A 23,852-nucleotide genomic window follows, 5' to 3' on the forward strand; every position below is an offset into this window, starting at 1 on the left:
CTGAATCCCGAAAACTCGTTCCGGGGCTGTGCCTCCGACAGCCTTGATTATTCACGGCTCGAGAACACCAAGGAGTTTGTATGGCGGTACACGAACATGCGGGCCAACTCCCCGCCCAAACATTGCTGACCAATATCCCGCGCCTGGTCGCAACCTATTACAGCCGAACCCCGGATTCTGCGGATCCAGCCCAACAGGTCGCATTCGGAACCTCCGGACACCGTGGAAGCGCGTTGAGCGGGAGTTTCAATGAACGCCACATCCTGGCCATAAGTCAGGCCATCTGTGAATGGCGACACAGCCACGGCTACCAGGGCCCGCTTTTTTTGGGCATGGACACCCACGCCCTTTCCGAGCCGGCCTGGATCTCGGCGGTGGAAGTCTTTGCCGCCAACGGCGTCCCGGTGCGTTTCCAGCGCGGCCGCGGATACACACCGACTCCGGTAATCTCCCACGCCATTGTGGTCTGGAACAGGCACCACCCCGGCGCCCTGGCCGACGGTGTCGTGATCACCCCCTCGCACAATCCCCCCCAGGACGGCGGCTTCAAATACAACCCGCCGCACGGTGGTCCGGCCGGAACCGAAACGACACGCTGGATCGAACAACGGGCCAATGCCTTGCTGCAGTCTCCGGAGGCCATCCGGCGCATGCCGCTTGAACGGGCCTTGAGGCAGTCGTTCATTGAAGAACACGACTATATCCAGCCCTATATCCAGGACCTGCGCCACGTCGTCGATCTCGACGCCATCCGGACAAGCGGGTTGAAAATCGGCGTCGACCCCATGGGCGGTTCGGGCATCGCCTTTTGGGAGCCCCTGGCCGAAATGTACGGCCTCAATCTGGAGGTGGTGAACGCCACCATTGACCCCCGATTCGCTTTCATGCCTCTGGATAAGGACGGGGTCATCCGCATGGATTGTTCATCACCCTATGCCATGCGTGCCTTGCTGGACCTCAAGGACCGCTTCGAAATCGCCTTCGGCAATGATCCGGATTACGACCGCCACGGCATCGTCACCGCTTCGGCCGGTTTGCTCAATCCCAACCACTATCTGGCCGCGGCTGTCTGGTACCTCTTCCAGCACCGTCCCGAATGGACCTCCCGCGTGGCTGTGGGCAAGACGATGGTCACCACATCATTGCTGGACCGCATCGCCAACGACTTGCAACGGCCCCTCGTCGAGGTTCCTGTGGGCTTCAAATGGTTTGTCGAGGGCCTGCAGTCCGGAGAATTGGGATTTGGCGGGGAAGAAAGCGCCGGAGCGACCTTTCTGCGACGCGAAGGCTCGGTCTGGACCACGGACAAAGACGGCTTTGTCATGGATCTGCTCGCGGCCGAGATCACAGCCGTGACCGGCTCGGACCCGGCCCGGTTGTACGACGGGCTGACCGACCGTTTCGGGGCGCCGATCTATGAACGCCTCCAGGCGCCGGCCGACGCCGCGGCCAAAGCCAAATTGAAGCAGCTCTCACCCGACCAGATCCAAACCACGACGCTGGCCGGGGAGACCATTCGCTCCATTCAGACCACCGCTCCGGCCAACGACGCCCCCTTCGGCGGGGTCAAGGTCGTGACCGACAACGGATGGTTCGCGGCCCGGCCGTCGGGCACCGAAGACATCTACAAAATCTACACCGAGAGCTTCCTCGGGCGCGAGCACCTCCAGCAGCTCCAGGAGGAGGCCCAGCAGGTCGTCGATCGCGCCCTGTACGGCTGAGCCCTAATTGGGAGCAAAGGATTCTGCTGTCATGGCCAAACAAGTACTGCCTCAGGAACTGGCTGATATCGCTTTGCGGCTCTGCCATTCCCTGAGTTCCTTATCCTTTTCCGCCCCGGTGACCCACGTCTACAACCCCCTTGAATACGCTTGGCGCGGGTATCGGTCCTACCTCGAGTACGCGGCCTGGCAGCCGCCGATCCTCCTTGTCGGTATGAACCCCGGGCCATGGGGCATGGCCCAAACTGGAGTCCCCTTCGGCGACAAGGACCTGGTGTCTTCCTGGCTGGGAATTACAGCGGCTGTTAACAGGCCGCCTCGAGAGCATCCCAAGCGGCCTGTCCAGGGCTTCGATTGCCCGCGGGGCGAGGTCAGCGGCCAACGCTTGTGGGGCTGGGCCAGAGACCGTTTCGGTTCACCGGAACGCTTTTTTCAAAAGTTTTTCGTAGCCAATTATTGCCCGCTTTCCTTTATGGAGGAATCGGGGCGCAACCGAACACCGGACAAACTTCCGGTCGCGGAACGCAAAACCCTTTTCCACACGTGTGACTCAGCCCTCGAAGAAACCGTCCGTCTCATAGCCCCCGAATGGGTTTTGGGGATCGGGAAATTTGCCGCTGGACGCGCCGCTGCGGCCTGCCGGGAACTCGACGTGCGTATCGAAAGCGTCCCCCATCCGAGTCCGGCCAGTCCCCTGGCCAACCAGGGCTGGTCCCGACTTATGGACGCGCGCTTGGCCGAGCTCGGCTGTGACGGGATTCGTTCCTCTTCCTGAGCGACTGCAAAACCATCAGCTCCCTTGGGCTGCATCCTGCTTAAGCCAGGTCTCGATGCGCTCCTGAATAAAGGCCAGCACAGCTTGATGTTCGCTCTTGCCGTTGCCGTGGACCTGCATCGGGGTTCCAAAGTGGAAATGGACCGTTTTCTTCGGATCAATGGGCCCGAAATCTTTGATCAGGCGCCCGGCCCCCCAGGCATCGGACTTTAAGGCGATAGGCACCACCGGCACTCCTGCGCGGCGTGCGAGTTTGATACCAATGGAGTTGAATTGTTGGGCATCAATACGAACGCTGCGCGTGCTCTGGGGGAACACGACGACAGAGATGCCGTTTTTAAGGCGCTGTTCGCCGCCTTCAAGGACAGTCTTGAGATCGGCACGGGGATTTTCCCGGTCGACAACAATGGGATCACGGCTGCGCATGACGTGCTTGAAGACGGGATAGGTCACCAAACTGCGCTTGACCACAAAGGTCAACGGGGCGTGGGGACGCAAAAGAGACGGCAAAACAAATGTTTCCAGGGTCGACATGTGATTGGCAATAAAAACGCAGGGATACTGGAGACTTGCGAGCTGCTCTGTCCCCTTGATCTCCAGCCGGACGCCGACCCGTTCCAGTAACGCCACTGTGCGCAGGCTACTCTGGATCCACTCCGCCTTGTTGTACCGGCCCCGTTTGGCCAGCCGGGCGGCCTGGAAAATAATCCTGAGCATTCCCGGATAAAAGGCAAGAGACGGGGCTCGCCGCGCCAAAGGTGAGGGGGAAACAGCCGGAGAGGTATACGGGATGCGGGCGATGGGGGGAATGGACATGAATCCTGTTCTCCTTGCTCAAAGCGTGGTCTCTCGTGTATCTGCAAAAAAGGGCAGCCGTGGCGGGGCACTGTACCCGTCATCTCTTGGGACGGGAACCAAACATGCGGCCTGAGAATTGTCCGGTACTGGCGGCGTGGTACGCTTTTTGCTGCCAAAAAACAAGCCGGTGGCGGAGGAGTACGCTACCGCGCCATTATCATGAAGGGGACCCAGGCGATGCTCTATTTTCCGGAAAAGCGGTATTGGCGCAAGGCGGCTGCCGTTCTTGTTTTGCTGGGCCTCGGGTTCGCCGCCTATCACCTCTTGGCCCCGGAGTGGGTCTGGGACCCCCAGCGCATTGAACAGGTCTTCCAACGCCTGCGGGCCCGTCCTTTTGCCCCGGTCTGGGTTGGTGGATTCTTCATCCTCGGAACCTTTCTCTTCATACCTGTCACAGCGCTTATTGCCGCGGTAGCAACCCTTTTTTCGCCCTGGGGCAGCCTGGCGGTGTCGCTCGGCGCGAGCATGATCAGCTCTCTCATTCTGTATTGGGTGGGGCGCGTGCTCGGAAAAGGCCCTGTCACAGCGGTCAGCGGCCCTAGACTGTTTCGGTTGGGACAACGATTGCGTCGGCGCGGGATGGTCGCCACCACCTTGATGCGCATGATGCCCATCGCCCATTTCACGGTCATCAATCTCATCTCCGGCGCCCTGGTCTTTCCCGTTCGGGGATTTCTCCTGGGCACGCTGGTGGGCATGCTGCCGACCATGGTGGCCGTTATTTTCGTGACCGACCGTTTTCGGAGCCTGATTTTAAACCCGGACTGGCCCCATTTTTTTCTCTTTCTTGGCGTGGCTGTAGTCCTTATCCTCCTTGTCGGGATCTGGCGGCGGCGGGTGTGGCGACGGACTTTTCCTCTGGAACCCAAACAGACAACGCGAGGTTGACATGAAAACACAGATACACAGTATCCTGAAAAGCGGTGCCGCGCTGCTCTGCCTTTTTCTCGTTGCCGGGTGCGGCGGAGGACTTGTCGTTCCCCTGGACTACACCCCTGTGGCCAATCAGCAACGGTGCGAGGCGGATATCGGGGTCCAACCGCTTCTGGACACCCGGGCCCAGGAACAACTGGGGCAGACCCATCGTGGGGGCCGCTATTTTCCGCAAGGCAGCGTCAGCCAGTGGGCAAGCCAAGCCCTGTATAAAGAATTGGCAGAAATGGGGTGTCAGCAGATCTCGTACCTGGAAAACGGCGCTGCTGCGCCGCCGACCTGGGTCATCTCCGGGGCTGTGACCCACCTTGCTATCAATCAGACCGGAGTCTTCCAATTCGCGGGCGGGCTCGGCCTGCGCCTGACGCTCAGCCATCAAGGGACAAAGGTTTTTGAAAAAGAGTACACCATCAACGAGAAACGGACCGCGCTCCCGGACAGCGACGTGCCGCCGGAGTTGGTCCAATCCATGCTTCAGGATGTTTTTCGTGAAGCAGTGCCAAACCTTGTTCGGATCATCGAACAACACAGGAGGCCGTAATGGAATACGTCACGCTCCCGAATTCAGATCTCACTGTGAGCCGGGTCGCTCTGGGCACCTGGGCCATCGGAGGATGGATGTGGGGCGGAACCGATGTCGAACAATCAATCCGGACCATTGAAGCCGCCCTGGACCAGGGCATCACCATGATCGACACCGCCCCGGTCTACGGTTTCGGACGCTCCGAAGAAATTGTCGGCGAGGCCCTGCGCCGTTCCGGACGGCGCCAGGAGGTCGCTCTGGCCACCAAAGTCGCCCTGGAATGGACCGAGGATGGCGCGGTGCGCCGCAATTCGACACCCCAGCGCATCCGCCAGGAAGTCGAGGATTCCCTGAAGCGGCTGCAAACCGACGTCATTGATCTCTACCAGATCCATTGGCCGGACAAGCTGGTTCCCTTCGAGGAAACCGCTGCAGTTATGCAACAGCTCAAAGACGAAGGCAAAATCCGCGCCGTCGGAGTCAGCAATTATAGTCCTGAACAGATGGACGATTTCCGGCAAAAAGCGGAATTGACCAATTGCCAGCCGCCCTACAATCTCTTTGAACGCAAGATCGAGGACGATGTCCTGCCGTATTGTCAAGAAAATACAATCGCTCTGGTCACCTATGGCGCCCTCTGCCGGGGCCTTTTGAGCGGGCGCATGAGCGCGGACCGAACTTTCACCGGCGACGACCTGCGTAAAGTGGACCCCAAATTCCAATCCCCCCGTTTCAGCCAATATCTGCAAGCTGTTACGGCCCTGGACCAATGGGCCAAGGAAAAATACGACAAACGGATCCTGCACCTGGCTGTGCGCTGGATCCTGGATCAGGGTGTCCATGTCGCCTTGTGGGGGGGCAGACGGCCGGAACAGATGGAACCGCTCCCGGAAATCTTCGGTTGGACACTCAAAGAGCACGACAAAGAAGATATCGAGACCATTCTCCGCACTCACATCACTGATCCGGTGGGTCCGGAATTCATGGCCCCGCCGCACCGGCAATAGGGGAAATGTTTCCCTGCCAACGCGAAACGCCTCTGCTCCGTACCGCGGAGCAGAGGCGTTTTTGTATTCAGGCCACACGGACCGTTTCTCAACCCAGCATATGGCGCAGGGTGTAGCCAAAGGAGGGATAGGCCCAGAGCATATCCTGAAGAGAGGCCACGGAAAGCCCTTTGCGCACGGCCAGGGCAAACACATTGGCGACCTCTTCGGCGCCGTCGCCAAGAAGATGGGCCCCAAGCACCCGTTGCCGGTCCCCACTGAAGACAATCTTGTAGCCGGCGTATTGTTGACCCAGACGCTGGTACTCGGACCAGTTTTCGCTGTGCCGGTGTTTGACAACACAGTCCGGATCGGTTTCCCGGGCCTCGCTTTCGAGCATTCCCACACGGGCCAGGGGCGGATACGTAAAGAGCGTAGCAGCAGTACCGCTATGGTCGGCTGTTTTGCTCGGGCCGTTCAAGATATTGTGAACCACGGTTTCAGCGTGCATGACCGCCACCGGTGTCAGGGCTTGGCCGGGTTCTGCCACATCTCCTGCCGCATAGATGGCGGGGTTGGATACACTTTGCATGAATTCGTTGACCCGCACGCCGTGCTCGCTCCACTCAATCCCGGCATTCTCTAAATCCAGCCCATCAATCGAAGGGACCCGCCCGATGGCATTGACGACAGCGTCCGCGACAAAACGCTGTGTGCCCTCCGGCCCCGCAGTCAGGACCACCTCAGAGCCGTCCTCGCTCAGGGAGTGGACGGGCGTGTCTTTATATATCCGGATTCCCGCCTGCCGCGAGGCTTCTTCGACCCGAGCCACCAAGTCGGGGTCAAACGGGCGTAAAACCCGCTCACTGCGGTGGACAATGCTCACTTCGGCCCCAGCCAGGGCGGCAACATGGGCGAATTCAAAACTGATAAAGCCGCCGCCTACAAAGACGAGCCGGGACGGCAGTGAGGAGAGGTGGAAAAAATCATCGCTGGTCAACGCCAAGTCGTTGCCGGGTACCGGCAATTGCCGGGGCTGGGCCCCGGTGGCGATGACAATGTGTTCGGCCTCGAATTGCCGTCCTTCCACACTGAGTGTGTTCGCCCCGGTGAATACCGGTACTCCCTGGACAGTGGTTATCCCGGCTTTATGCAACGAATGTTGCACGGCCTTCGGGATCGGCTCGACAAAACTGCGCTGGAAGCGGTGCAGAGACGGCCATTCCAAACCGAAGTTTCCGGTGACTCCGTTGCCCTGCATGTTGGAGGCGCGGGCCACGGCATCTGCCGCGTCCACCAGGACCTTTTTGGGTTCGCACCCCCGCAAGGGACAGGTGCCGCCAAAATCACCCTTGTCAATCGCGGCAACGGACAGACCGGCCGCTACGCACTCTTTGGCGACAACGCCCCCGGCCGGGCCCGTGCCGAGGACAATCACATCAAATCGCTCTGGCATACCGATTTCTCCCTGTTGGTCGTTTACACGCCCCGGGCTACAGCGAGCGCCCCGATTCCGGCCGGAACGGCGAAAAAACCATCCCAACCATCCTCCGGCGGAATCATTTTCCCGTCAAGGCGTCCGTTTCCAAAGCGATCAAGTCTTCATAGGTTTCGCGGCGGCGAACGATCCGGGCCTGATCGCCATCGACCAGGATCTCGGCCGCCCGGGGGCGCGAATTGTATTGTGAGGCCATGGTGAAGCCATACGCGCCCGCGGAAAATGCGGCGATACACTCACCGGGGGCCAGCTCCGGAAGTGTCCGGTCCTGAGCCAGAAAATCCCCTGTTTCACAAATAGGACCAACAATGTCCATCGGCAATTCCTGACGCTTCTGGGGAGTGACTTCGGCCAGACGGTGGTAGGCACCGTAGAGAGAAGGGCGGACCAGATCGTTCATGGCCGCGTCAACAACGGTAAAATGTTTGGCCTCCGAAGTCTTGGTGTACAAGACCTTGCTGACCATGATGCCGGCATTGCCAGCAATGACCCGACCAGGCTCGAGAATAAGGGTCACATCCAGGTCCTTCAGAGATTCGGCCAAGGCCTCGCCAAGTTGCTGAGGGTGTGGTGGCGTCTCTTCGTCGTAGGTGATGCCCAGGCCGCCGCCCAGATCCAGGTAGCGAATGGCCAGCCCCATGTCCTGCAGCTTGGCATAAAAACGCTTCAGCCGCTCCAGGGCCTCCAGAAACGGCTCGATGCTCGTCAGCTGCGAGCCGATATGACAATCCATACCGATGGGGTCCACGCCAGGCAGATCCCGGGCCAAGCGATAAGCCTCTTCGGATTGCTCGAGGTTGAGGCCGAATTTGTTCTTCTTAAGACCGGTGGAAATGTAGGGATGGGTTTGGGGGTCCACATCCGGGTTGATGCGCAGACTGATCCGGGCCACCAGCCCCTTCTCCTGGGCCACCTCGTTGATGAGTTCCAATTCCGGGACAGATTCGCAATTGAACATCAAAATATCGGCTTCCAGGGCCTGTTCGATTTCATGGCGCTGTTTGCCGACCCCGGAATAGACGATTTTCTCCGGGGCGATCCCGGCCTTCAATGCCCGGTACAATTCTCCGCCAGAGACGATATCCACCCCGGCGCCCATGTCGCCCAGCAGGCGCAGGACACTGAGGTTGGAATTGGCCTTGGCTGAGAAGCAGGTCAAATGGTCCAACCCCTCGAAGGCGGAATCAAAGGCGTGGTAATGGCGGCGCAAAGTGGCCGTAGAGTAGATATACAAGGGGGTGCCGTAGGTGGCGGCCAACTCGGCCACATCGAACTCTTCAGCCTGCAAGCGGCCGTCTTTGTATACAAAATGGTGCATGCTGCCTCCTTCAGAGGATTGGGATTGCGTGATCCGTCAAAGATTTCGGGTCAAACCGGGCAAAAACTCCCGGCTCAAGGCGCGATGGTCGTCGTCTGGACCACGGACACCGCAGCCGGCAGACGGGAATAGATATTGGTTCCCCGCAAACGCCAGCGATAGGTCCGCTGGGGGCTGAGATCGCAAATGGTCAGCGTCAGGCGGTCGCCTTGCAGTTGGAGTTGGGGAGACTCCAGGGCCACGGTCCGGCTGACCTGCGGCTGGAATGGACAACTCAGGCAGGCACCGTCCTGAGGATTGTCCTCGAGTTCGACGCTCACCGCTGCCAGATTGGCGCTTTGCCCCTGCAACACAGCCGTGATCCGCAGACACCCCTTGTCAGCGGTCCCATTGACCTGATCCCAGGAAAAAGTGTCCTGGGCAGCCTGGGGCGTGGGCCAGACCTTGCGGCCACACCCTGTGAGCAGGAAGACGCTGACGCTTATGACGAGGAGGTACCAGGCGTATCCTGAGAATCGTGCGGAGGTGTCCATTCGTGCTTCCATCGAGATAAGAGGTTCAGGGCATCAAGCGGGGTCATCCCGTTGAGATCCAATTCCTGCAAAGCTTCTTCCAGGGGATGCGGCCCCTGGTCCTGCGGCGCGGTCGGCTCCGGCTGGGGCTTTTCTGGGGGGTCGAAAAGGCCTGGGAGCAGGGATTGCTGCCGGTGGCTGCCTTTCTCGGGGGTATGGCGCAGTCCCCGGCTTTTTTCCTCGAGTTGCGCAAGGATAGCCTTGGCTCGCTTGACGACGCCCTGGGGTACACCGGCCAATTGCGAGACCTCGATGCCGTAACTGCGATCCGCCGGGCCAGGCACAAGCCGGCGGAGAAAAACGATATCCCCTCGCCATTCCTTGACCGCGATATTGTAATTGCGCACCCCGGGAAGCTGTCCCTCCAGGTCGGTCAACTCATGGTAGTGGGTGGCAAAGAGGGTGCGCACGCCGCCATGACCACGCTGGACGAGATCCTCAACGACCGCCCAGGCCAAAGCCAATCCGTCGAAGGTGCTTGTGCCGCGTCCGATCTCATCAAGGATGACCAGACTGTTTCGGCTGGCTTGGCGCAAAATGCGGGCCGTTTCCGTCATCTCGACCATGAAGGTCGATTGTCCTTGAGCGAGATTGTCCGAGGCCCCGACACGGGTAAAAATGCGGTCGCACAGCCCGATCCAGCCCTCCCGAGCCGGAACGAAGGAGCCGATCTGGGCCAGGATGCAGATAATGGCCGTTTGGCGCAGGACCGTCGATTTCCCGGCCATATTCGGTCCAGTGATGAGCAAAACGCGGTCATCTCCCTCGATGCGAACGTCGTTGGGAATATAATCGGTTCGCCCCTGCGTGGCTTCAACTGCGGGATGGCGACCGCCGATGATGCGCAGATCAAGCCCTGAATGCAGCTCAGGCTGGCTCCACTCCCATTGCCGGGCGGCGTGGGCCAATCCCTGCCAATAATCGAGGCGGGCCAGGATACCGGCTACAGCCATAACCCGTTCCCGGTGCGCGGCAACCTGCTCACGCAAGTTCTGGAAAAGATTATATTCCAGGCCCTTGCGCTTCTCTGCGGCACTGAAAACCTTATCCTCGATCGTTTTGAGTTCTTCGGTGATGTACCGCTCGGCGTTGACCAGGGTCTGTCGCCGGATGAAGTGGTCGGGTACCGGCCCCTTATGGGCTTTGCTCAATTCGAAATAATACCCGAAAACGCGATTGTAGCCCAACTTCAGCTTGGGCAATGAGGAAGCCTGCTGCTCTTTGTGCAACAATTCCTGCAGTCGTCCTTCCCCATCCTCACTCAAATCGAGCAATTCGTCGAGTTCCGGATCAAAACCGTGCCGAAACAGTCCGCCCTCGGTGATCACCAGAGGGGGAGCGTCCACGAGACTCCTCTCCAGCAGTTCCCGGACATCATCGAGGTTGTCCCAGGCCCGCTTTTCCTGACCAAGCAGCTCAGGCCACTGGCGGTCTTCTTCAAGCAGGGACTGCAGGGCGGGCAACGCTTTCAGGCTATTGCGCAGGGCAATGAAATCCTTGGGAGTACACCGGCCGAGAAAAATACGGGTCGTCAACCGTTCCAGATCATAAACGGCGTCAAGACGCTCGCGCAGACTCTGGCGCAATCCGTCGTCGTCCACCAACAGGGCGACAACACCCTGGTGAGCGGTGATGGTTCGCAGGTCACGCCACGGCTGGCGCAGCCGCTGCTGAAGAAGTCGCCCGCCCATCGGGGTCAGGGTCCGGTCCAGGGCGTGCCACAGCGTCCCTGGTCCCTTGCCGCCGTCAAGACGCTGAAAGAGTTCGAGATTGCGCTCAGTGACCTCGTCAAGTTGGAGAAATCGGTTGGGCTGGATTGGTTGGAACTGGCCGAGATGGGAAAGGTCTTCGCAGCGCTGCGTTGTGTGCAAATAGGCCAGCAGCGCACCGCACGCCTGGACCAGGGCGGGTTTATCCTCCAGATCCAAGGGAGTCAGGCTGGCCACATCTTGAGCCTGCAGGAGACGTTCACGGGCCCGGCCCGGCTCAAAATACCCGTTATACGGACAGAATTGGATCTTGTCGCGCAGCACCTGGGCCTGCTCCGGGAGTTCCGTGCCCTCCGGCATCAGGACCTCCTGCGGCTGGATCTTGATCAGCCATTGCCACAATTGGACCTGGTGCTTGGACTGCACCCCCGTCCATTGTCCGGTGGAAAAATCGATCCACGCCGCAGCGCCGGTCTTGCTGCCTCCATGCCAGCACACGGCCGCCAGATAATTACTGGTCTTGGCCGACAGGGTCGAATCCTCAACCACTGTACCAGGGGTCAAAACACGGGTCACCTCGCGCTTAACCAGCCCTTTGGCCTGGCGGGGGTCCTCCACCTGGTCACAGATGGCCACCTTGTACCCTTGCTCCAGAAGCTGCCGGAGATATTCCTCCGTGGCGTGGTGGGGCACGCCGGCCATAGGGACCTTGGTTTCCGCATTCGGATTTCTGGAGGTCAGGGTGATCTGCAGGACCCGGGCCGCAGTCTCGGCGTCTTCAAAAAAGAGTTCGTAAAAATCCCCCATTCGAAAAAACAAGAGCGCATCAGGATAGTCTTCCTTGATGCGCAAATACTGTTCGAGCATAGGGGTCAGCTTGGTCTTACTCACGGACCTGTGCCACTCCCGTTATATTTGTATACTGGATGCCCGAGGTCTCGGGACAAAAACGGTTCCAACTGGACATACACTGCCCATCGGTAGGATGTCTGCATCGGCGGTGTCAAATACAGGCTACTCGTTCAATGTCGTTCGGAAGGTGATCGAATGCCAGCTCTGACACCGGGGGCAGACAAAAAAATGGCTTTCGCGCTTCAATCCACATTGGCCACAGACGAACCGTTTCACATGCCAAGCCCGCTCAAGAAGATAGCGCAGCTGGGTCTCAAAATCAGCGGTCAGGTCCTGGTCGGTGCGAGACAAGGCGAGCAATTCCAGACGGGCAGGCCAGAATTGGGGCTCCAAAAGCAAACTCTTTTCGTACCAGGTCCGGGCGGTGGCGACGTCGCCTGTTCCCTGAGCCAAGCGCCCGCCGTAATAATACAGGAGCAGATCCGGTTGGGCCTGATCTTCAAGCACTGGCAGAATATGGTCCGCCATTTCTTGCGGAAAAAGGGGAGGGAGATCCGTATCGGGGTGGGCGTGGCGCAGCAACCCCTCCAAAAGAACAAAGCCGAGGCCGGATTCGATATAGTCCAGGGCCTGGCGGCAGATGTCACCGAGTTCCTTCCAGTAGCCGTGGTCATAGGCGTGGATGGCTTTTTCCAGCCAGGCCTCCACAGAGGCGGGGTAGACTCGCAGGGCTTTGTTAAGCCATTTGCGCGACGCCGACCGTTCGCCCTTGCGCCAAGCCTCCTGGGCCAAAAGGGTCTGAAAATGAGCTTCCTGAAGCGGTTTTTCCAAAAGGGAATAATACCGCGCGGCCTGTTCATAATGGCCGCTCTCAGCTACAAGTCGGGCCATTTCGGTCAAGATGGCCGGATCGTCGCCGACAATTTTCCTGGCCTGGGCCAGAGCATTCTGGGCGCGGTCATAAAATCCGCCCCGTTTGTAATCCAGGCCGAGTTCGTAGAGGGCACGGCTTTTGAGTTGGGGAGCCAGGCGGGGACGGGCGATCAGGGTGTTGCGAATGTGGATCGCCCGTTCAATTTCGCCCTGGGAGCGGAAGAGATTCCCCAAGGCCAAATAGATCTCAACGGCATCAGGATTGTTCCTGACCGCGCCACTGAGTTCGGCTATGGCGGCCAGCGTATCTTGCGAGGAGAGGGAAGCCCCTTCCTTCGGTGACGCCAGCTTGGAGACAGCGTGTTTCCGAGAGGAAAACCAGTTACGTATCCAACCCACAGGACAGCCCCTTTACGGTCGTCCCCCTGCCGGCACCGGCGACAGGGGGACGTTCGTTTGTTACTTGAACGATGTCTCTTCTTGGCTCTCTTCGGAGCCAGCGCTCTTCTCAGCGCTGTCCGTGGCCGGAGTCGGCTCCGAAACAGCGGAGGAGGCGCTTTCCGTGCTGTAATTACTTTCTTCCAAAGGCATATTGCGCAAGGAGTTCAGCTCTTTTTCCAGGCTGCGCACCTTATTCTTATATTTTTTGACCTCACCGCTCAAGCGCATTTTCTCGACCAGAAAATACAGCAGGGACAAAATGGCACCGACGGCAAAGGCAATCAGAACCACCACATAAAACGGCAGAGGCTTGGACAGCCAACTCCATTGGAGCAATTCGAATTTAAGCTCCAGGGTCGAGGAGAGGGGGCCCGTGTTTTGGACAAAAAATATCATGGCCAAAACAAAGAAAATAATGAACGCAAACAGTTTGAGGTAGCGCATGCACTGAGCTCCTTGTTAGGTGGTGGAAATGGGATCAAAATACGGTTGTAACCGGTTGTACACGGAGCGGAGATGCTCCGGAATTACCATTGTCTCCCCGAACACCGCCATAAAAGAGTGATCCCCGTTCCAGCGTGGAACGAGATGGAAATGGAGGTGTTCTTCGATGCCCGCCCCTGCGGCCTCGCCGACATTGAGTCCGATATTGATGCCGTCGGGTTGGAACGCTTCCTGGAGAATACGCGTGCAATGCTGTACGTAATCCATCACTTCGTGACTTTCCTCCGCTGACAAATCCGTCAGACTGGAGACATGGCGATACGGCGTGACCATGAGGTGCCCGTTGTTGTAGGGAAACTTGTTCATGATCACAAAGCATTGCCGAGCCCGGCACAGCACCAGACGCTCCTCGTCTTCGTCTTTCGTCCGGGGCAGGCAAAACACGCACTCGTCGGGTTTCGGGCCGAGAATATACTCTATACGCCAAGGCGCCCAGAGGTTCTGCATACAAAAAAGCTCCATTCGACACGTTTAGCCGCACCGCAAGCGGCTCATCTTCAGCCCGGTGGCCCGGGGAGCAACGCAGGCGGGCCATGCAGCTTTCGTGCCCACGGGAAAAAGAATGCCGCAACAGTCCTGAAAAGGGCGGCGGCGGGCTATTACAGGATCTGACTCAAAAACTGTTTCGTGCGAGGGTGTTCGGGATTCTGGAAAAAATGCTCCGGCGGTCCGACTTCGAGGATCTCGCCGTCATCCATGAACACCACACGATCGGCCACTTCACGGGCAAAACCCATTTCATGACTGACAACGACCATTGTCATGCCTTCCTTGGCCAGGGCAACCATGACATCAAGCACTTCCCCGATCATTTCCGGATCCAGGGCTGAAGTCGGTTCATCAAAGAGCATGATTTTAGGATTCATGGCCAGGGCCCGGGCGATGGCCACCCGCTGTTGCTGTCCCCCGGAAAGTTGGCGGGGATAGACATGGGCCTTGTCCCCGATCCCTACCTTGTCCAGCAAGCGCATGGCCGTAGCCTCGGCCTCTTCCCGCGGGATATTCTTCAGTTTGATGGGGCCCATGGTCAGATTGCCCAGAACGCTCTTGTGCGGAAAGAGGTTGAAATTCTGGAAAACCATCCCCAATTCCATACGCACCTTGTTGATGTTCACATCAGCGGCGGAGACATCAACGCCATCGACCAGGAGGCGACCGGCATTGATATGCTCCAAGCGGTTGATAGTTCGCAGCAGCGTGCTCTTGCCGGAACCGCTGGGGCCGATAATGACCACCCGTTCCTGACGGCCGATGTCCAGGCAGATATCCTTCAATGCAGCGAACTGCCCGAAGTACTTGGTGACGTGATCGATGTGGATGATGGGTTCGTTATTTGTCATTGGGGGTCAACTTTGCTTCCATGATACTGACGATCTTGGATAAAAACAGGGTGATAAGCAGGTACAAGAGAGCGACCATGGTATAGGTCTCAAAATAATCGAAGGACTCTGTCGCGAATTCGCGCCCCCGGCGCAACAAGTCTGACACCGCGATGATGGACACCAGGGACGTGTCCTTCAACAAGGCAATAAATTCATTGCCCACCGGGGGCAGAATCGTCCGCATGGCCTGGGGGATGATGACATAGAACATAGTCTGCCCGCGGCTGAAGCCCAGCGAGCGGGCCGCTTCTGTCTGCCCATAATCAATGGATTCGATACCGGCCCGAAAAATTTCGCCCATATACGCCCCATAGCACACAGTCATGGCGATGATAGCCGCAAAAAACGGCGGCACCTGCATGAAACTGCCCAGAGCGTAGTAGATATAGAACAATTGGACCAAAAGAGGGATGCCGCGGACGACTTCGACATAGGTCGAGGCGGTCAGATTGACAATAGGGATACGGGATATGCGCCCCAATCCGGCGATCAACCCGACGACCAGGGAAAGAAATATAGCCAGCATGGTCACTTCAAAGGTGACCAGAATGCCGTCGGGAACAAACTTCAGAATATCGAGATAGGGATCGGGCTTGGAGACGCACAGTGCGATGATGATGGCGATGGCGCCGAAAAAGGAGATCCGCCACGCCGTGAAGAGCCCCTTGTCCCCGGAAGAGGGGATGGCGGCCCCATCGGAGACGTCGATGCGGACATTGGAAGGCTTTTTGTCAGTGGTTTGCTCTGCCATTGGTGCTCTGTCTCAGGCTTCAGGATCCAGAAAAGAAAGACACAAGGCCGAGGTGCTCTCGGCCTTGTGCGCTCCAGGGTCAAAGACCGATCGGAATTATTCGATCCACTTGGCGCGCAATTCCGCGTCCAGCCCCTTGTCCTTGACTGCCCGGATGCCTTTGTTGATCAGCTTGAGCAGGTCTTCATTGCCTTTTTTCAGAGCGATACCGTAATACTCTTCGGTGTCGGATTCCAAAATGGCCGCGATCTTCAGGGCATCTGAGAACCCTTCCTCTTGCTTGGCATAATTGGCGGCCACCGGGTCGTCGCAGACCACGCCTGCCAAACGGCCGTTGAGCAGGTCCTGCATGGCCAGGCCGATTTCATCGTACGACTTGGGTTCCGGGGCACCGTCGTCCTTGATAGTAAAATAGCCGGTGGTCCCGATCTGGGCGCCGACAGGCTCGCCCTCAAGATCCTCAAGTGTTTTGGCCTCAACGTCTTTCGGAACGACAAGGGCCTGCTGGACCTGGAAATAGGGTTCGCTGAAATCCATAGCCTCTTTGCGTTCCTCGGTGATGCTCACAGACGAACAGATGGCGTCATAATTGCCACCGGCCAATCCGGCGAAGATCCCGTCCCAGGCAACATTCTTGAACACAGGGGTAAATCCGGCTTCTTCAGCCGCGGCGGTCATGAAATCGATGGAATACCCGACAATCTCTTTTTCCGAGTTTACGAATTCCATCGGTGGCCATGTGGCGTCCACGGCGAAGACAATCTCCTTGGCCACAGCCATTTGAGCGCCAAGACAAATGGCCAGGACAGTGAAGAGCAATTTTTTGAGCACAGTGGTCCTCCTCGTGCCTTATGGCAGACAAACCTGCCGTGGATAAAACATCCTGCGAAAAAAGTTGTTTTTTGGTACGTGAAAGTCTGTGACAGGTCAAGTTGAGGGCGGATTTTGTCTTGTGCCTCGAGTTTTTTGTCCCTGGAAACGTTCAATTTTCATTCTCACCCCCTGCCCGGGTGGCATAAGATGATTCCGGCTCGTTGATGCCCCTTGCCCCTTCTGGGTAATGAACACCGTCTCGCCCCGTTCGTTCCAACTTCCATACGAAAAGCGAAAAACGTCCGTCACAGGAAAATCAACGGGTCCGGACTTCGCTGGGAGTGTCGTCAAGCTGCCGGGCGAGACCGGCCGCCATTTCCAGCTGGGCCGGCCGATCTGGGGCTTTGCCGTCAAGTTTGGCCGCCAGAACGCGTTGCAAAATGGTCCGGTACAAGGGGCCTGAGGGCAGTCCCATCTGCTGCAGGTCCTTGCCGGTGATATCAGGCTCCTGTCCCCGGTATTGGGTCAAGTACAGCGAGAGATGACGGCGAACCGGGTCTTTGTACCCACGAGCCATCAAATACAGCACCCCTTCAAGGGGCAGCGGCTCGAGCAGAAAGAAAAGATCGCTGACCTGTCCGTGATTTTGCATCCAGGAACCGAGCTGTTCACGGCATTGGGAAATATCTTGGCGCAGTTGCTGGATAAAATTTTCCCGTTTCTGAGGAAACGCCAGCCGATGGGCCAGCAGGTGGACCTGGGACTGGTTATATCCAGAACAAAGTCCCAGAAAATACACCAGCCAGGGTCGCGGTTCCGGGTCCAGGTACAAAAGCCGGTACCACCCCAGCACCCGTTCGGTCTCCTCCAAAATGCGCTGCCGGTTTCCATCGAGCTTGAGAAGCGGATGGATTGACTCCAGAATATTGAACGATTCCAGCCGTTGCAGGCAGGCCAATGGTTTGCTTTCATTGAGAATCAGTCGCAATTCCCCGAAAACACGGCTGCCTGAGAGTTTGTGCATCATGTTCAGACGCTGGGCATTTTTGATCAGCCGCTCGGTCTGGCCGCCGAGTTGGAAATGGAAACGCTGCTCGAAGCGGACCGCCCGCAGAATACGGGTCGGGTCTTCGACGAAACTCAACGAGTGCATGACCCGGATCGTCTTTTCCTTGATATCTTTCTGCCCGCCGAAAAAATCGACCAATCTGCCGAACTGTTCCGGATCCAATTGCACGGCCAGGGCATTGACGGTGAAATCCCGCCGCGAGAGGTCCATTTTGACTGTGGACAATTCCACAGTGGGCAAAGCCGCAGGATGCTCGTAGTATTCCAGGCGGGCCGTAGCCACGTCGATGCGCTGCCCATCGGGCAGGATAATGACCGCGGTTTTGAATTTTTTGTGCGCCCGCACACGCCCGCCCAGGTCGAGAGCCAGACGACGGGCGAAATAGATGCCGTCGCCTTCGACCACGAGATCCACGTCGAGATTGCGGCGATGCAGCAGAATATCGCGGACAAAGCCGCCCACGGCATAAACATGGTAGCCGAGATCCCGAGCCAGATCCCCGGCCTGGGTCAACATGGCTACCACCTCCTGGGGCAGGCTGTTGTGCAGCAGGGTGCGGATATTGCGCTCCCTGCGCCGCTCAGGAAGCATGGATTCCGGAATCCGGGCCGGTTCGGCAATCAAGGTGTTGATCAGATCGGTCCGGGTGATCACGCCGACGAGTTGGTCGTCTTCGACCACCGGCACCAGGCGCTGGCGCTGTCCCAGAATGATCTCCATGGCCGGGTACAGGCTCGTGTCTGGTTTGACCGAGGCAAATTCGCGCCCCATGTATTCGCTGACAGGCATCTGGCCCAGACCGTGCGCCACAGCGCGATCGGCCAATTGGTGCTCCAGAATACCGGCGCACTGCCGGGTGCCCCGGCGCATGGCCGGAACCGCCTTGAGGCCGTAACGGGTCATGACCTCTGAGGCGTGCTGCAAGGTGGCCTGATCGTCCACGGTGATCGGCGGGGCGGACATGAGGTCACGGATCTGGATCTGGGGATTGATGTGGGAATACAAAAGGCCGAACAACTCATCCTTGACCTGGGCCAGGGTCCGGTCTTTAACCGTGGCCGACGCGGCATACGGGTGGCCACCGCCACCGAACGAGGCGCAGATCTGGCCCACATTGACTTCCGGCGTTCGGCTCCTGGCCACGACATGGATCCGGTCCTGCATGCGTCCAAGGGCGAAAAAGACCCGCAGATTTTGCATGTCCATCATTTTATGGACCAGTAAGGCAAAATCCCCGACAAACTCTTCTGTGGTCACTTGCGAGACCACGACTTCGATACCGTTGATATCGTGGGTCACCGCCCCATCCAACAGTTCATTAAGCAGGGCCACCTGTTCGGCGCTGAGTTCACGCTGGACCATGTCGGCGATAAAATTGGGATCCATGCCCTGATCCCGCAGCCAGGCCGCGGCACTGAGATCATGGGAAGTGGTCGAAGAAAAGGTGAAACAGCCGGTGTCCTCGTACAGCCCAAGCCCCAGAAGGGTCGCCTCATCCGGCGTCAACCTGATATTGCGCTTGCGCAGGCGCTCAATAAGAATGGAAGTCGTCGCGCCCCAACTCAGGACCGTTTGTTCGGTGGCCGGGACATCTTCCTCGGTATCTGGATGGTGGTCATAGACATGGACCTCGATATCCTCGCGCTCCCACAAAGATTGGACATGCTTGAGCCGCGACTTCTGCCGGGTGTCGACCAGGACTAGCCGTTGGACCGAGGATTGGTCGATATCTTTCAGGCTGTGGAAATTATAGAGATAGGTCGCGCTCTGGATAAAGAAGTCTCGGAGATTTTTTTCCTGGCTGCCTGGAAAAATCAAAACGCCGTCGGGATACAATTTTCCGGCGGCGACGATGGCGGCCAGGCAGTCAAAATCCGCATTGGTATGCCCGGTAATCACGGTGGGGGCCTGCAACTTGTCGGAGGCCTGGTCCTGACGGGGCGACTGTTTGGTCATGGCTTGATCCGGGTTCGAGGATGGTGATCCTGGTGGGCCGCACGCAGGCGGCCGGCTTGAACATGGGTGTAGATCTCAGTGGCGCTGATATCGGCATGGCCCAACAGCAATTGCACCGTCCGCAAGTCAGCGCCGCCCTCGAGAAGATGGGTGGCGAAGGAATGGCGGATGGTGTGCGGCGAAATCGAGCGCCGAATGCCTGCGGCCACAGCGTAGCGCTTGACGTTTTTCCACACTGCCTGCCGGGAGAGGCAACGCCCGGAGCGGTTGAGGAACAAAACCTTGTGCTGCGGGGCGAATTGGGGCCGCCACGCCTGAACATAGGTGCGGACATAGTCGAGTGCTGCGGGGTGCAAAGGAACGAGCCGCTCTTTGGCTCCCTTGCCCCAGACACGCACAACCCCGGTTTGGGAATCGATGTCCAGGGCCTGGAGGCGGATGACCTCCGAGACCCGCAAGCCGGCCGCGTACAAGAGTTCCAGGATGGTCCGGTCCCGGAATCCGAGTTTGGTGCCGGTGTCGGGCTGAGCGAGCAGGCCCTGCATTTCCTGCACATCGAGGAATTCCGGCAATTGCCGCGTCAACTTGGGCCCGTCAACATGGGCCGTGGGATCGTCGACCCGGCGGTTGGAGGTCTGCAAAAATTGAAAAAACCCCCGCAGACTGGAAAGGTGGCGGGCGATGGTCCGGTTGGTCAAGCCCCGGGACTTGAGGTGGAGCAAAAAATACAAAAAGGCGTTAGCGTCGCAGGTGGCCACACTCTCACCTTTCTGTTCCAGAAATTGGATAAACATCTCAATATCCTGGACATAAGCAGCCACACTGGGATCCGCCAAACCTTTGATCACCAGCAGGTGTTCGACATAGGCGTCTTTCCAGGCGTGTGTGGATCGCGTATCAGGAGAAGCAGGTGACATCTTTTTCCAGTCTATTGGCGCCCATCAGCACCTGTACGAGAAAGTGGAAACCAAGAGCAGGGTAGCCCAACCCGGACGTACGGATCCAGGATTTGAATTTTGCCCTCGATGTGAGTACATTTCACAGGAAAATGCGGCACGCCGCTTGGTATATGAAACGACCCCCTTACGCTGGCCAAGCGCTTCGAGCATGCCAAATGGGTCCACAGGCGTAAATACAAATACGATTGACGAACTCCAGTGACGGAACACCTTCTCGATGCCTTTATCGGTCTGGGGAGCAATCTCGGCGCTCCCTTGGATGCCCTGAACCGGGCCAGGCGAGAACTCGAAACCATTCCTGGTTGGCGATCTCACTCCTGGTCCTCCGTCTATTGGACAGAACCCGTCGGGTACCGCGAGCAGAACTGGTTTGCCAACCAAGTCGCCTGGCTCGAGGTCCCGGAGAGAAGTACGCCCCAATCTGTTGTCCAGACCCTGCTGGAAATTGAACACCATCTCGGTCGAGTACGTGAAGAGCGGTGGGGGCCGCGCTGCATTGATCTCGACCTTCTCTTTTTGGGACAATGGGTTACGACCACGGCAGAGGCCACCGTGCCCCACCCCTATTTGCACCAGCGGGCCTTCGTTCTGGTGCCGCTGGCGGAAATCGCTCCTGATCGTATGGTCCCGAAGCTCAACGAAAGCGCCAATCAACTCCTTGAAAGGATTGAATATATTCGTAAAGGTAACAGGATCTGGCAAAAGCCTAAAGTACAACTTTAACTTTTTGACTGCTCTATCCGAGGCGTGCCCATGTTCAAACTTCTCTTTCTTATCGGTGCCGGTTTTTTACTGTTCAAACTCATTCAGGGTGACAGCAAGCAAAAAGCAGCCAAGCAACAGGAAAATGATGAAAAACTGGCCACCTCGGGTGAGATGGTCAAAGACCCGGTGTGCGGGACATACGTTCCGACCGGCTCCGATATCCGGGTCAAGGAAGGGGGGAAGACCCACTATTTTTGCAGCTACGAATGCCGCGATGCATTTCTTCGCCAGAAAAATTCGCAACAAAAGGAATAATTATGCGCTTCTTTCTCGATACTGCCAACCGGGGAGATATTGCCCAGGCCCACCAATGGGGATTGATCGACGGCGTGACCACCAATCCTTCCCTGCTGGCGAAAGAGGGCGGCGACTGGCGCGCTGTGGCCCGCGAGATCTGTGATCTGGTTGAAGGCCCAGTGAGCCTGGAGGTCATTGCTACGGAGACCGAAGCCATGATCGCTGAGGCCAGGGACTTGGTCAAAATCGCCCCCAACGTCGTGGTCAAGATCCCCATGACCCTGCCCGGGTTGCAGGCGGTGCGCGACCTTGCCGCCCAGGAGATCCCGACCAATGTGACACTGGTTTTTTCACCAGCCCAAGCCCTGCTCGCGGCCAAGGCCGGCGCCTCCTATATCAGTCCGTTCGTCGGCCGCCTCGATGATATCGGACACAACGGCATGGATATCGTTGCACAGATACTCGAGATATTTCAAAATTACAATTTCCAGGCCGAGGTACTGGTTGCAAGTGTCCGTCACAGCAACCATGTCCTGGAAGCGGCGCAGCTCGGGGCGGATATCGTCACACTGCCTATGGCGGTGCTCAAAAAATTGGCTGGCCATCCTCTGACCGATCAGGGCCTGGAAAAATTTCTGGCGGACTGGAAGACGCTGGATTCTAGCACCTCCTAGCTTCTGCTCCGAATCGAGGACGAAGAGTCAAGGCTTTCAACCGTCACTGCGGGTTAGAAATTCGCCACATAAACACAAAAAACGGTTTCTGGCGCCGCAAAGCCCGCTTCAGTGGCAGAAGCAGGGGATTTCACCACAGGGCTGTTGTTGAAAATTCCCGTCCCTCCTACTAGATCATCGCCAGAAGCGAAGGCTAGTCCCAGGAGGGACACTATTGTATCCGTCAACGCTATTGAGGAGAAACATGATACAAATCAATGAAAATTACTTGAAATTGCAGGCCTCCTATCTTTTTGCCGACATTGCCAAGCGTATCCAGGCCTTTCAGGAGGCCAACCCGGACATGCCGATCATCAAACTGGGCATCGGCGATGTGACCAAGCCTCTTCCCCAGGCCTGCATCGAAGCGATGCACAAAGCTGTGGACGAAATGGGAGAGGAGTCTTCCTTCCACGGATACGGCCCGGAACAAGGCTACGCCTTCTTGCGTGAAACCATCGCCAAGCACGATTTCCAGGCCCGTGGAGCTGAGATAAGCGCAGACGAAATTTTCATCAGCGACGGGGCCAAATGCGACACGGGCAACATTCAGGAGATTCTGGCCACAGACATCTCCATCGCGATTCCCGATCCGGTCTACCCCGTCTACCGCGACACGAATGTCATGGCCGGACGCACCGGCGAGTTCAAGGATGGCCGCTTTGAAGGCATCACCTATCTCGAAAGCACGGCGGACAATAATTTTATCCCTGAAATCCCTGAAAAAGCAGTGGATTTAATCTACCTTTGCTTCCCCAACAATCCCACAGGCGCGACCATTACCAAAGCCGAACTCCAGAAATGGGTCGATTATGCCCGGGAGCACAAGGCGCTGATCCTCTTTGATGCAGCGTACGAAGCATTTATCCAGGATCCGGAACTGCCGCGTTCCATCTATGAGATTCCTGGGGCCAAGGAAGTCGCCATCGAATTCAGGAGCTTTTCCAAAACGGCCGGTTTTACCGGTACCCGGTGCGCTTTCACCGTCGTGCCCAAAGAGTGCATGGGCTACGACAGCAGTGGTAAAGCCCATTCGCTGCACGCCCTGTGGAACAGGCGCCATTCCACCAAGTTCAACGGGGTAGCCTATCCGGTTCAGCGCGCTGCCGAAGCCGTTTACTCCAAACAGGGACAGGCCGAAACCCAGGAACGCATCGCGTATTATCTTGAAAACGCACGCCTTGTTCGCGAAGCCATGGCCGAGCAGGGCTTTGAGTGTGTGGGAGGGGAGAATTCTCCATATATCTGGATCCGCGGCAACATGGATTCCTGGGAATTTTTCGATCTCCTGCTGAATAAAGCTGGTGTGGTCTGCACCCCCGGGGCTGGATTCGGGCAATGCGGCGAGGGGTATATCCGCATTTCAGCATTCAATAGCCGGGAAAACGTGGTCGAAGCCATGAAGCGGTTTCGTGAAGCGCTGGCCTAAAGCATTTTGAATAACCCGCTGAGCGAATTGCTCACAAAAGCGCCCGTCCTGGTCACCCAAGGCGGGCGCTTTTTGCGATGTGCAAGATCAGACGCAACCCCCCCCTGAGGAAAAAGACGTGATATGCCCTGAGACGAAAGGTCCCCAGAGAACAAGCAACAGAAAAGCCCACAACTCCCCCTAGAGGCCACGAAGAAGCGGGGAACGACATTCTG

At 57.8% G+C, this 23,852-nt stretch carries 22 protein-coding genes; 9 read left to right on the forward strand and 13 right to left on the reverse strand.

Translation table 11 applies throughout. The features are described from left to right. Nucleotides 1–80 precede the first annotated feature (80 nt). Both pgm and DRET_RS06660 read left to right on the forward strand, forming a co-directional pair. Nucleotides 81–1,721, forward strand: a complete 1,641-nt coding sequence (pgm, locus tag DRET_RS06655; RefSeq protein ID WP_015751765.1) for a phosphoglucomutase (alpha-D-glucose-1,6-bisphosphate-dependent) — start codon at nucleotides 81–83, stop codon at nucleotides 1,719–1,721. A gap of 31 nt (nucleotides 1,722–1,752) precedes the next feature. After that, nucleotides 1,753–2,496, forward strand: a complete 744-nt coding sequence (locus DRET_RS06660; protein ID WP_015751766.1) for a uracil-DNA glycosylase family protein — start codon at nucleotides 1,753–1,755, stop codon at nucleotides 2,494–2,496. Nucleotides 2,497–2,511: 15 nt separating this feature from the next. On the opposite strand, the gene DRET_RS06665 is transcribed toward DRET_RS06660, so the two are convergent. Next, entirely contained in the window at nucleotides 2,512–3,312 is an 801-nt protein-coding gene (locus tag DRET_RS06665; protein ID WP_015751767.1) for a lysophospholipid acyltransferase family protein, read from the reverse strand. Nucleotides 3,313–3,531: 219 nt separating this feature from the next. Here DRET_RS06665 and DRET_RS06670 point away from each other — a divergent pair, with 219 nt between their 5' ends. From DRET_RS06670 to DRET_RS06680, 3 genes are read left to right on the forward strand one after another with little or no spacing between them, the layout of a single operon-like run. After that, nucleotides 3,532–4,242 carry a TVP38/TMEM64 family protein gene (locus tag DRET_RS06670; RefSeq protein ID WP_015751768.1) on the forward strand — a complete coding sequence of 237 codons (711 nt, stop codon included), beginning with the start codon at nucleotides 3,532–3,534 and terminating at the stop codon, nucleotides 4,240–4,242. A 1-nt stretch (nucleotide 4,243) separates the two neighbouring features. Further along, a complete protein-coding gene (locus DRET_RS06675) occupies nucleotides 4,244–4,828 on the forward strand; it encodes a hypothetical protein (RefSeq protein WP_015751769.1) in 585 nt (194 codons plus the stop codon). Next, a complete protein-coding gene (locus tag DRET_RS06680; protein WP_015751770.1) occupies nucleotides 4,828–5,817 on the forward strand; it encodes an aldo/keto reductase in 990 nt (329 codons plus the stop codon). Before DRET_RS06675 ends, DRET_RS06680 begins: the two co-directional genes overlap by 1 nt. Before the next feature lie 88 nt (nucleotides 5,818–5,905). On the opposite strand, the gene DRET_RS06685 is transcribed toward DRET_RS06680, so the two are convergent. The 12 genes from DRET_RS06685 to xerD form a co-directional block, all read right to left on the reverse strand. Then, nucleotides 5,906–7,252 carry a dihydrolipoyl dehydrogenase family protein gene (locus DRET_RS06685; RefSeq protein ID WP_015751771.1) on the reverse strand — a complete coding sequence of 449 codons (1,347 nt, stop codon included), beginning with the start codon at nucleotides 7,250–7,252 and terminating at the stop codon, nucleotides 5,906–5,908. A gap of 103 nt (nucleotides 7,253–7,355) precedes the next feature. Next, on the reverse strand, nucleotides 7,356–8,612 hold the full coding sequence (gene lysA, locus DRET_RS06690) for a diaminopimelate decarboxylase (protein WP_015751772.1): 1,257 nt from the start codon (nucleotides 8,610–8,612) through the stop codon (nucleotides 7,356–7,358). Nucleotides 8,613–8,686: 74 nt separating this feature from the next. Then, on the reverse strand, nucleotides 8,687–9,145 hold the full coding sequence (locus DRET_RS06695; protein ID WP_015751773.1) for a hypothetical protein: 459 nt from the start codon (nucleotides 9,143–9,145) through the stop codon (nucleotides 8,687–8,689). After that, nucleotides 9,094–11,760, reverse strand: coding sequence for a DNA mismatch repair protein MutS (gene mutS / locus DRET_RS06700; protein ID WP_052293280.1), 2,667 nt, complete (start codon nucleotides 11,758–11,760; stop codon nucleotides 9,094–9,096). The genes DRET_RS06695 and mutS overlap by 52 nt, the downstream gene beginning before the upstream one ends. 147 nt (nucleotides 11,761–11,907) lie before the next feature. Then, nucleotides 11,908–13,017 (reverse strand): tetratricopeptide repeat protein, encoded by a 1,110-nt coding sequence (locus DRET_RS06705; protein ID WP_015751775.1) that lies wholly within the window; start codon nucleotides 13,015–13,017, stop codon nucleotides 11,908–11,910. A 60-nt stretch (nucleotides 13,018–13,077) separates the two neighbouring features. Then, nucleotides 13,078–13,503, reverse strand: a complete 426-nt coding sequence (locus tag DRET_RS06710) for a LapA family protein (RefSeq protein ID WP_015751776.1) — start codon at nucleotides 13,501–13,503, stop codon at nucleotides 13,078–13,080. Between the two features lie 15 nt (nucleotides 13,504–13,518). Further along, nucleotides 13,519–14,010, reverse strand: a complete 492-nt coding sequence (locus DRET_RS06715; protein ID WP_015751777.1) for an HIT family protein — start codon at nucleotides 14,008–14,010, stop codon at nucleotides 13,519–13,521. A gap of 152 nt (nucleotides 14,011–14,162) precedes the next feature. Continuing rightward, nucleotides 14,163–14,903 (reverse strand): amino acid ABC transporter ATP-binding protein, encoded by a 741-nt coding sequence (locus tag DRET_RS06720; RefSeq protein WP_015751778.1) that lies wholly within the window; start codon nucleotides 14,901–14,903, stop codon nucleotides 14,163–14,165. Then, a complete protein-coding gene (locus tag DRET_RS06725) occupies nucleotides 14,893–15,696 on the reverse strand; it encodes an amino acid ABC transporter permease (RefSeq protein ID WP_015751779.1) in 804 nt (267 codons plus the stop codon). Before DRET_RS06725 ends, DRET_RS06720 begins: the two co-directional genes overlap by 11 nt. Nucleotides 15,697–15,792: 96 nt before the next feature. Continuing rightward, nucleotides 15,793–16,527 carry a basic amino acid ABC transporter substrate-binding protein gene (locus tag DRET_RS06730; RefSeq protein WP_015751780.1) on the reverse strand — a complete coding sequence of 245 codons (735 nt, stop codon included), beginning with the start codon at nucleotides 16,525–16,527 and terminating at the stop codon, nucleotides 15,793–15,795. 298 nt (nucleotides 16,528–16,825) lie between these two features. Next, nucleotides 16,826–19,534 carry a CBS domain-containing protein gene (locus tag DRET_RS06735; RefSeq protein WP_015751781.1) on the reverse strand — a complete coding sequence of 903 codons (2,709 nt, stop codon included), beginning with the start codon at nucleotides 19,532–19,534 and terminating at the stop codon, nucleotides 16,826–16,828. After that, nucleotides 19,531–20,451 (reverse strand): site-specific tyrosine recombinase XerD, encoded by a 921-nt coding sequence (xerD, locus tag DRET_RS06740; protein ID WP_015751782.1) that lies wholly within the window; start codon nucleotides 20,449–20,451, stop codon nucleotides 19,531–19,533. The genes DRET_RS06735 and xerD overlap by 4 nt, the downstream gene beginning before the upstream one ends. A 240-nt stretch (nucleotides 20,452–20,691) precedes the next feature. Here xerD and folK point away from each other — a divergent pair, with 240 nt between their 5' ends. From folK to DRET_RS06760, 4 genes are all read left to right on the forward strand, one after another. Beyond that, nucleotides 20,692–21,216 carry a 2-amino-4-hydroxy-6-hydroxymethyldihydropteridine diphosphokinase gene (gene folK, locus DRET_RS06745; RefSeq protein WP_015751783.1) on the forward strand — a complete coding sequence of 175 codons (525 nt, stop codon included), beginning with the start codon at nucleotides 20,692–20,694 and terminating at the stop codon, nucleotides 21,214–21,216. A gap of 30 nt (nucleotides 21,217–21,246) precedes the next feature. Beyond that, nucleotides 21,247–21,513 (forward strand): YHS domain-containing protein, encoded by a 267-nt coding sequence (locus DRET_RS06750; protein ID WP_015751784.1) that lies wholly within the window; start codon nucleotides 21,247–21,249, stop codon nucleotides 21,511–21,513. A 2-nt stretch (nucleotides 21,514–21,515) separates the two neighbouring features. Next, the gene (gene fsa / locus DRET_RS06755; RefSeq protein ID WP_015751785.1) at nucleotides 21,516–22,169 is read left to right on the forward strand and encodes a fructose-6-phosphate aldolase; all 654 of its coding nucleotides are present in this window, start codon (nucleotides 21,516–21,518) and stop codon (nucleotides 22,167–22,169) included. Between the two features lie 244 nt (nucleotides 22,170–22,413). Further along, nucleotides 22,414–23,637, forward strand: a complete 1,224-nt coding sequence (locus DRET_RS06760; RefSeq protein WP_015751786.1) for an LL-diaminopimelate aminotransferase — start codon at nucleotides 22,414–22,416, stop codon at nucleotides 23,635–23,637. Nucleotides 23,638–23,852: the final 215 nt, after the last annotated feature.

It is taken from the genome of Desulfohalobium retbaense DSM 5692 (genome assembly GCF_000024325.1).
In the GTDB taxonomy this organism is placed as follows: Bacteria; Desulfobacterota; Desulfovibrionia; order Desulfovibrionales; family Desulfohalobiaceae; genus Desulfohalobium; species Desulfohalobium retbaense.

Bases quoted from the DNA above. Each gene is read 5' to 3' on its own strand.
- fsa (WP_015751785.1), top strand. From the start codon at position 21,516: ATGCGCTTCTTTCTCGATACTGCCAACCGGGGAGATATTGCCCAGGCC.
- xerD (WP_015751782.1), bottom strand. From the start codon at position 20,451: ATGTCACCTGCTTCTCCTGATACGCGATCCACACACGCCTGGAAAGAC.
- DRET_RS06660 (WP_015751766.1), top strand. From the start codon at position 1,753: ATGGCCAAACAAGTACTGCCTCAGGAACTGGCTGATATCGCTTTGCGG.
- DRET_RS06720 (WP_015751778.1), bottom strand. From the start codon at position 14,903: ATGACAAATAACGAACCCATCATCCACATCGATCACGTCACCAAGTAC.
- DRET_RS06735 (WP_015751781.1), bottom strand. From the start codon at position 19,534: ATGACCAAACAGTCGCCCCGTCAGGACCAGGCCTCCGACAAGTTGCAG.
- DRET_RS06680 (WP_015751770.1), top strand. From the start codon at position 4,828: ATGGAATACGTCACGCTCCCGAATTCAGATCTCACTGTGAGCCGGGTC.
- DRET_RS06675 (WP_015751769.1), top strand. From the start codon at position 4,244: ATGAAAACACAGATACACAGTATCCTGAAAAGCGGTGCCGCGCTGCTC.
- lysA (WP_015751772.1), bottom strand. From the start codon at position 8,612: ATGCACCATTTTGTATACAAAGACGGCCGCTTGCAGGCTGAAGAGTTC.
- DRET_RS06725 (WP_015751779.1), bottom strand. From the start codon at position 15,696: ATGGCAGAGCAAACCACTGACAAAAAGCCTTCCAATGTCCGCATCGAC.
- DRET_RS06665 (WP_015751767.1), bottom strand. From the start codon at position 3,312: ATGTCCATTCCCCCCATCGCCCGCATCCCGTATACCTCTCCGGCTGTT.
- DRET_RS06760 (WP_015751786.1), top strand. From the start codon at position 22,414: ATGATACAAATCAATGAAAATTACTTGAAATTGCAGGCCTCCTATCTT.
- DRET_RS06670 (WP_015751768.1), top strand. From the start codon at position 3,532: ATGCTCTATTTTCCGGAAAAGCGGTATTGGCGCAAGGCGGCTGCCGTT.
- pgm (WP_015751765.1), top strand. From the start codon at position 81: ATGGCGGTACACGAACATGCGGGCCAACTCCCCGCCCAAACATTGCTG.
- DRET_RS06695 (WP_015751773.1), bottom strand. From the start codon at position 9,145: ATGGACACCTCCGCACGATTCTCAGGATACGCCTGGTACCTCCTCGTC.
- mutS (WP_052293280.1), bottom strand. From the start codon at position 11,760: ATGCTCGAACAGTATTTGCGCATCAAGGAAGACTATCCTGATGCGCTC.
- DRET_RS06685 (WP_015751771.1), bottom strand. From the start codon at position 7,252: ATGCCAGAGCGATTTGATGTGATTGTCCTCGGCACGGGCCCGGCCGGG.
- DRET_RS06710 (WP_015751776.1), bottom strand. From the start codon at position 13,503: ATGCGCTACCTCAAACTGTTTGCGTTCATTATTTTCTTTGTTTTGGCC.
- DRET_RS06750 (WP_015751784.1), top strand. From the start codon at position 21,247: ATGTTCAAACTTCTCTTTCTTATCGGTGCCGGTTTTTTACTGTTCAAA.
- DRET_RS06715 (WP_015751777.1), bottom strand. From the start codon at position 14,010: ATGCAGAACCTCTGGGCGCCTTGGCGTATAGAGTATATTCTCGGCCCG.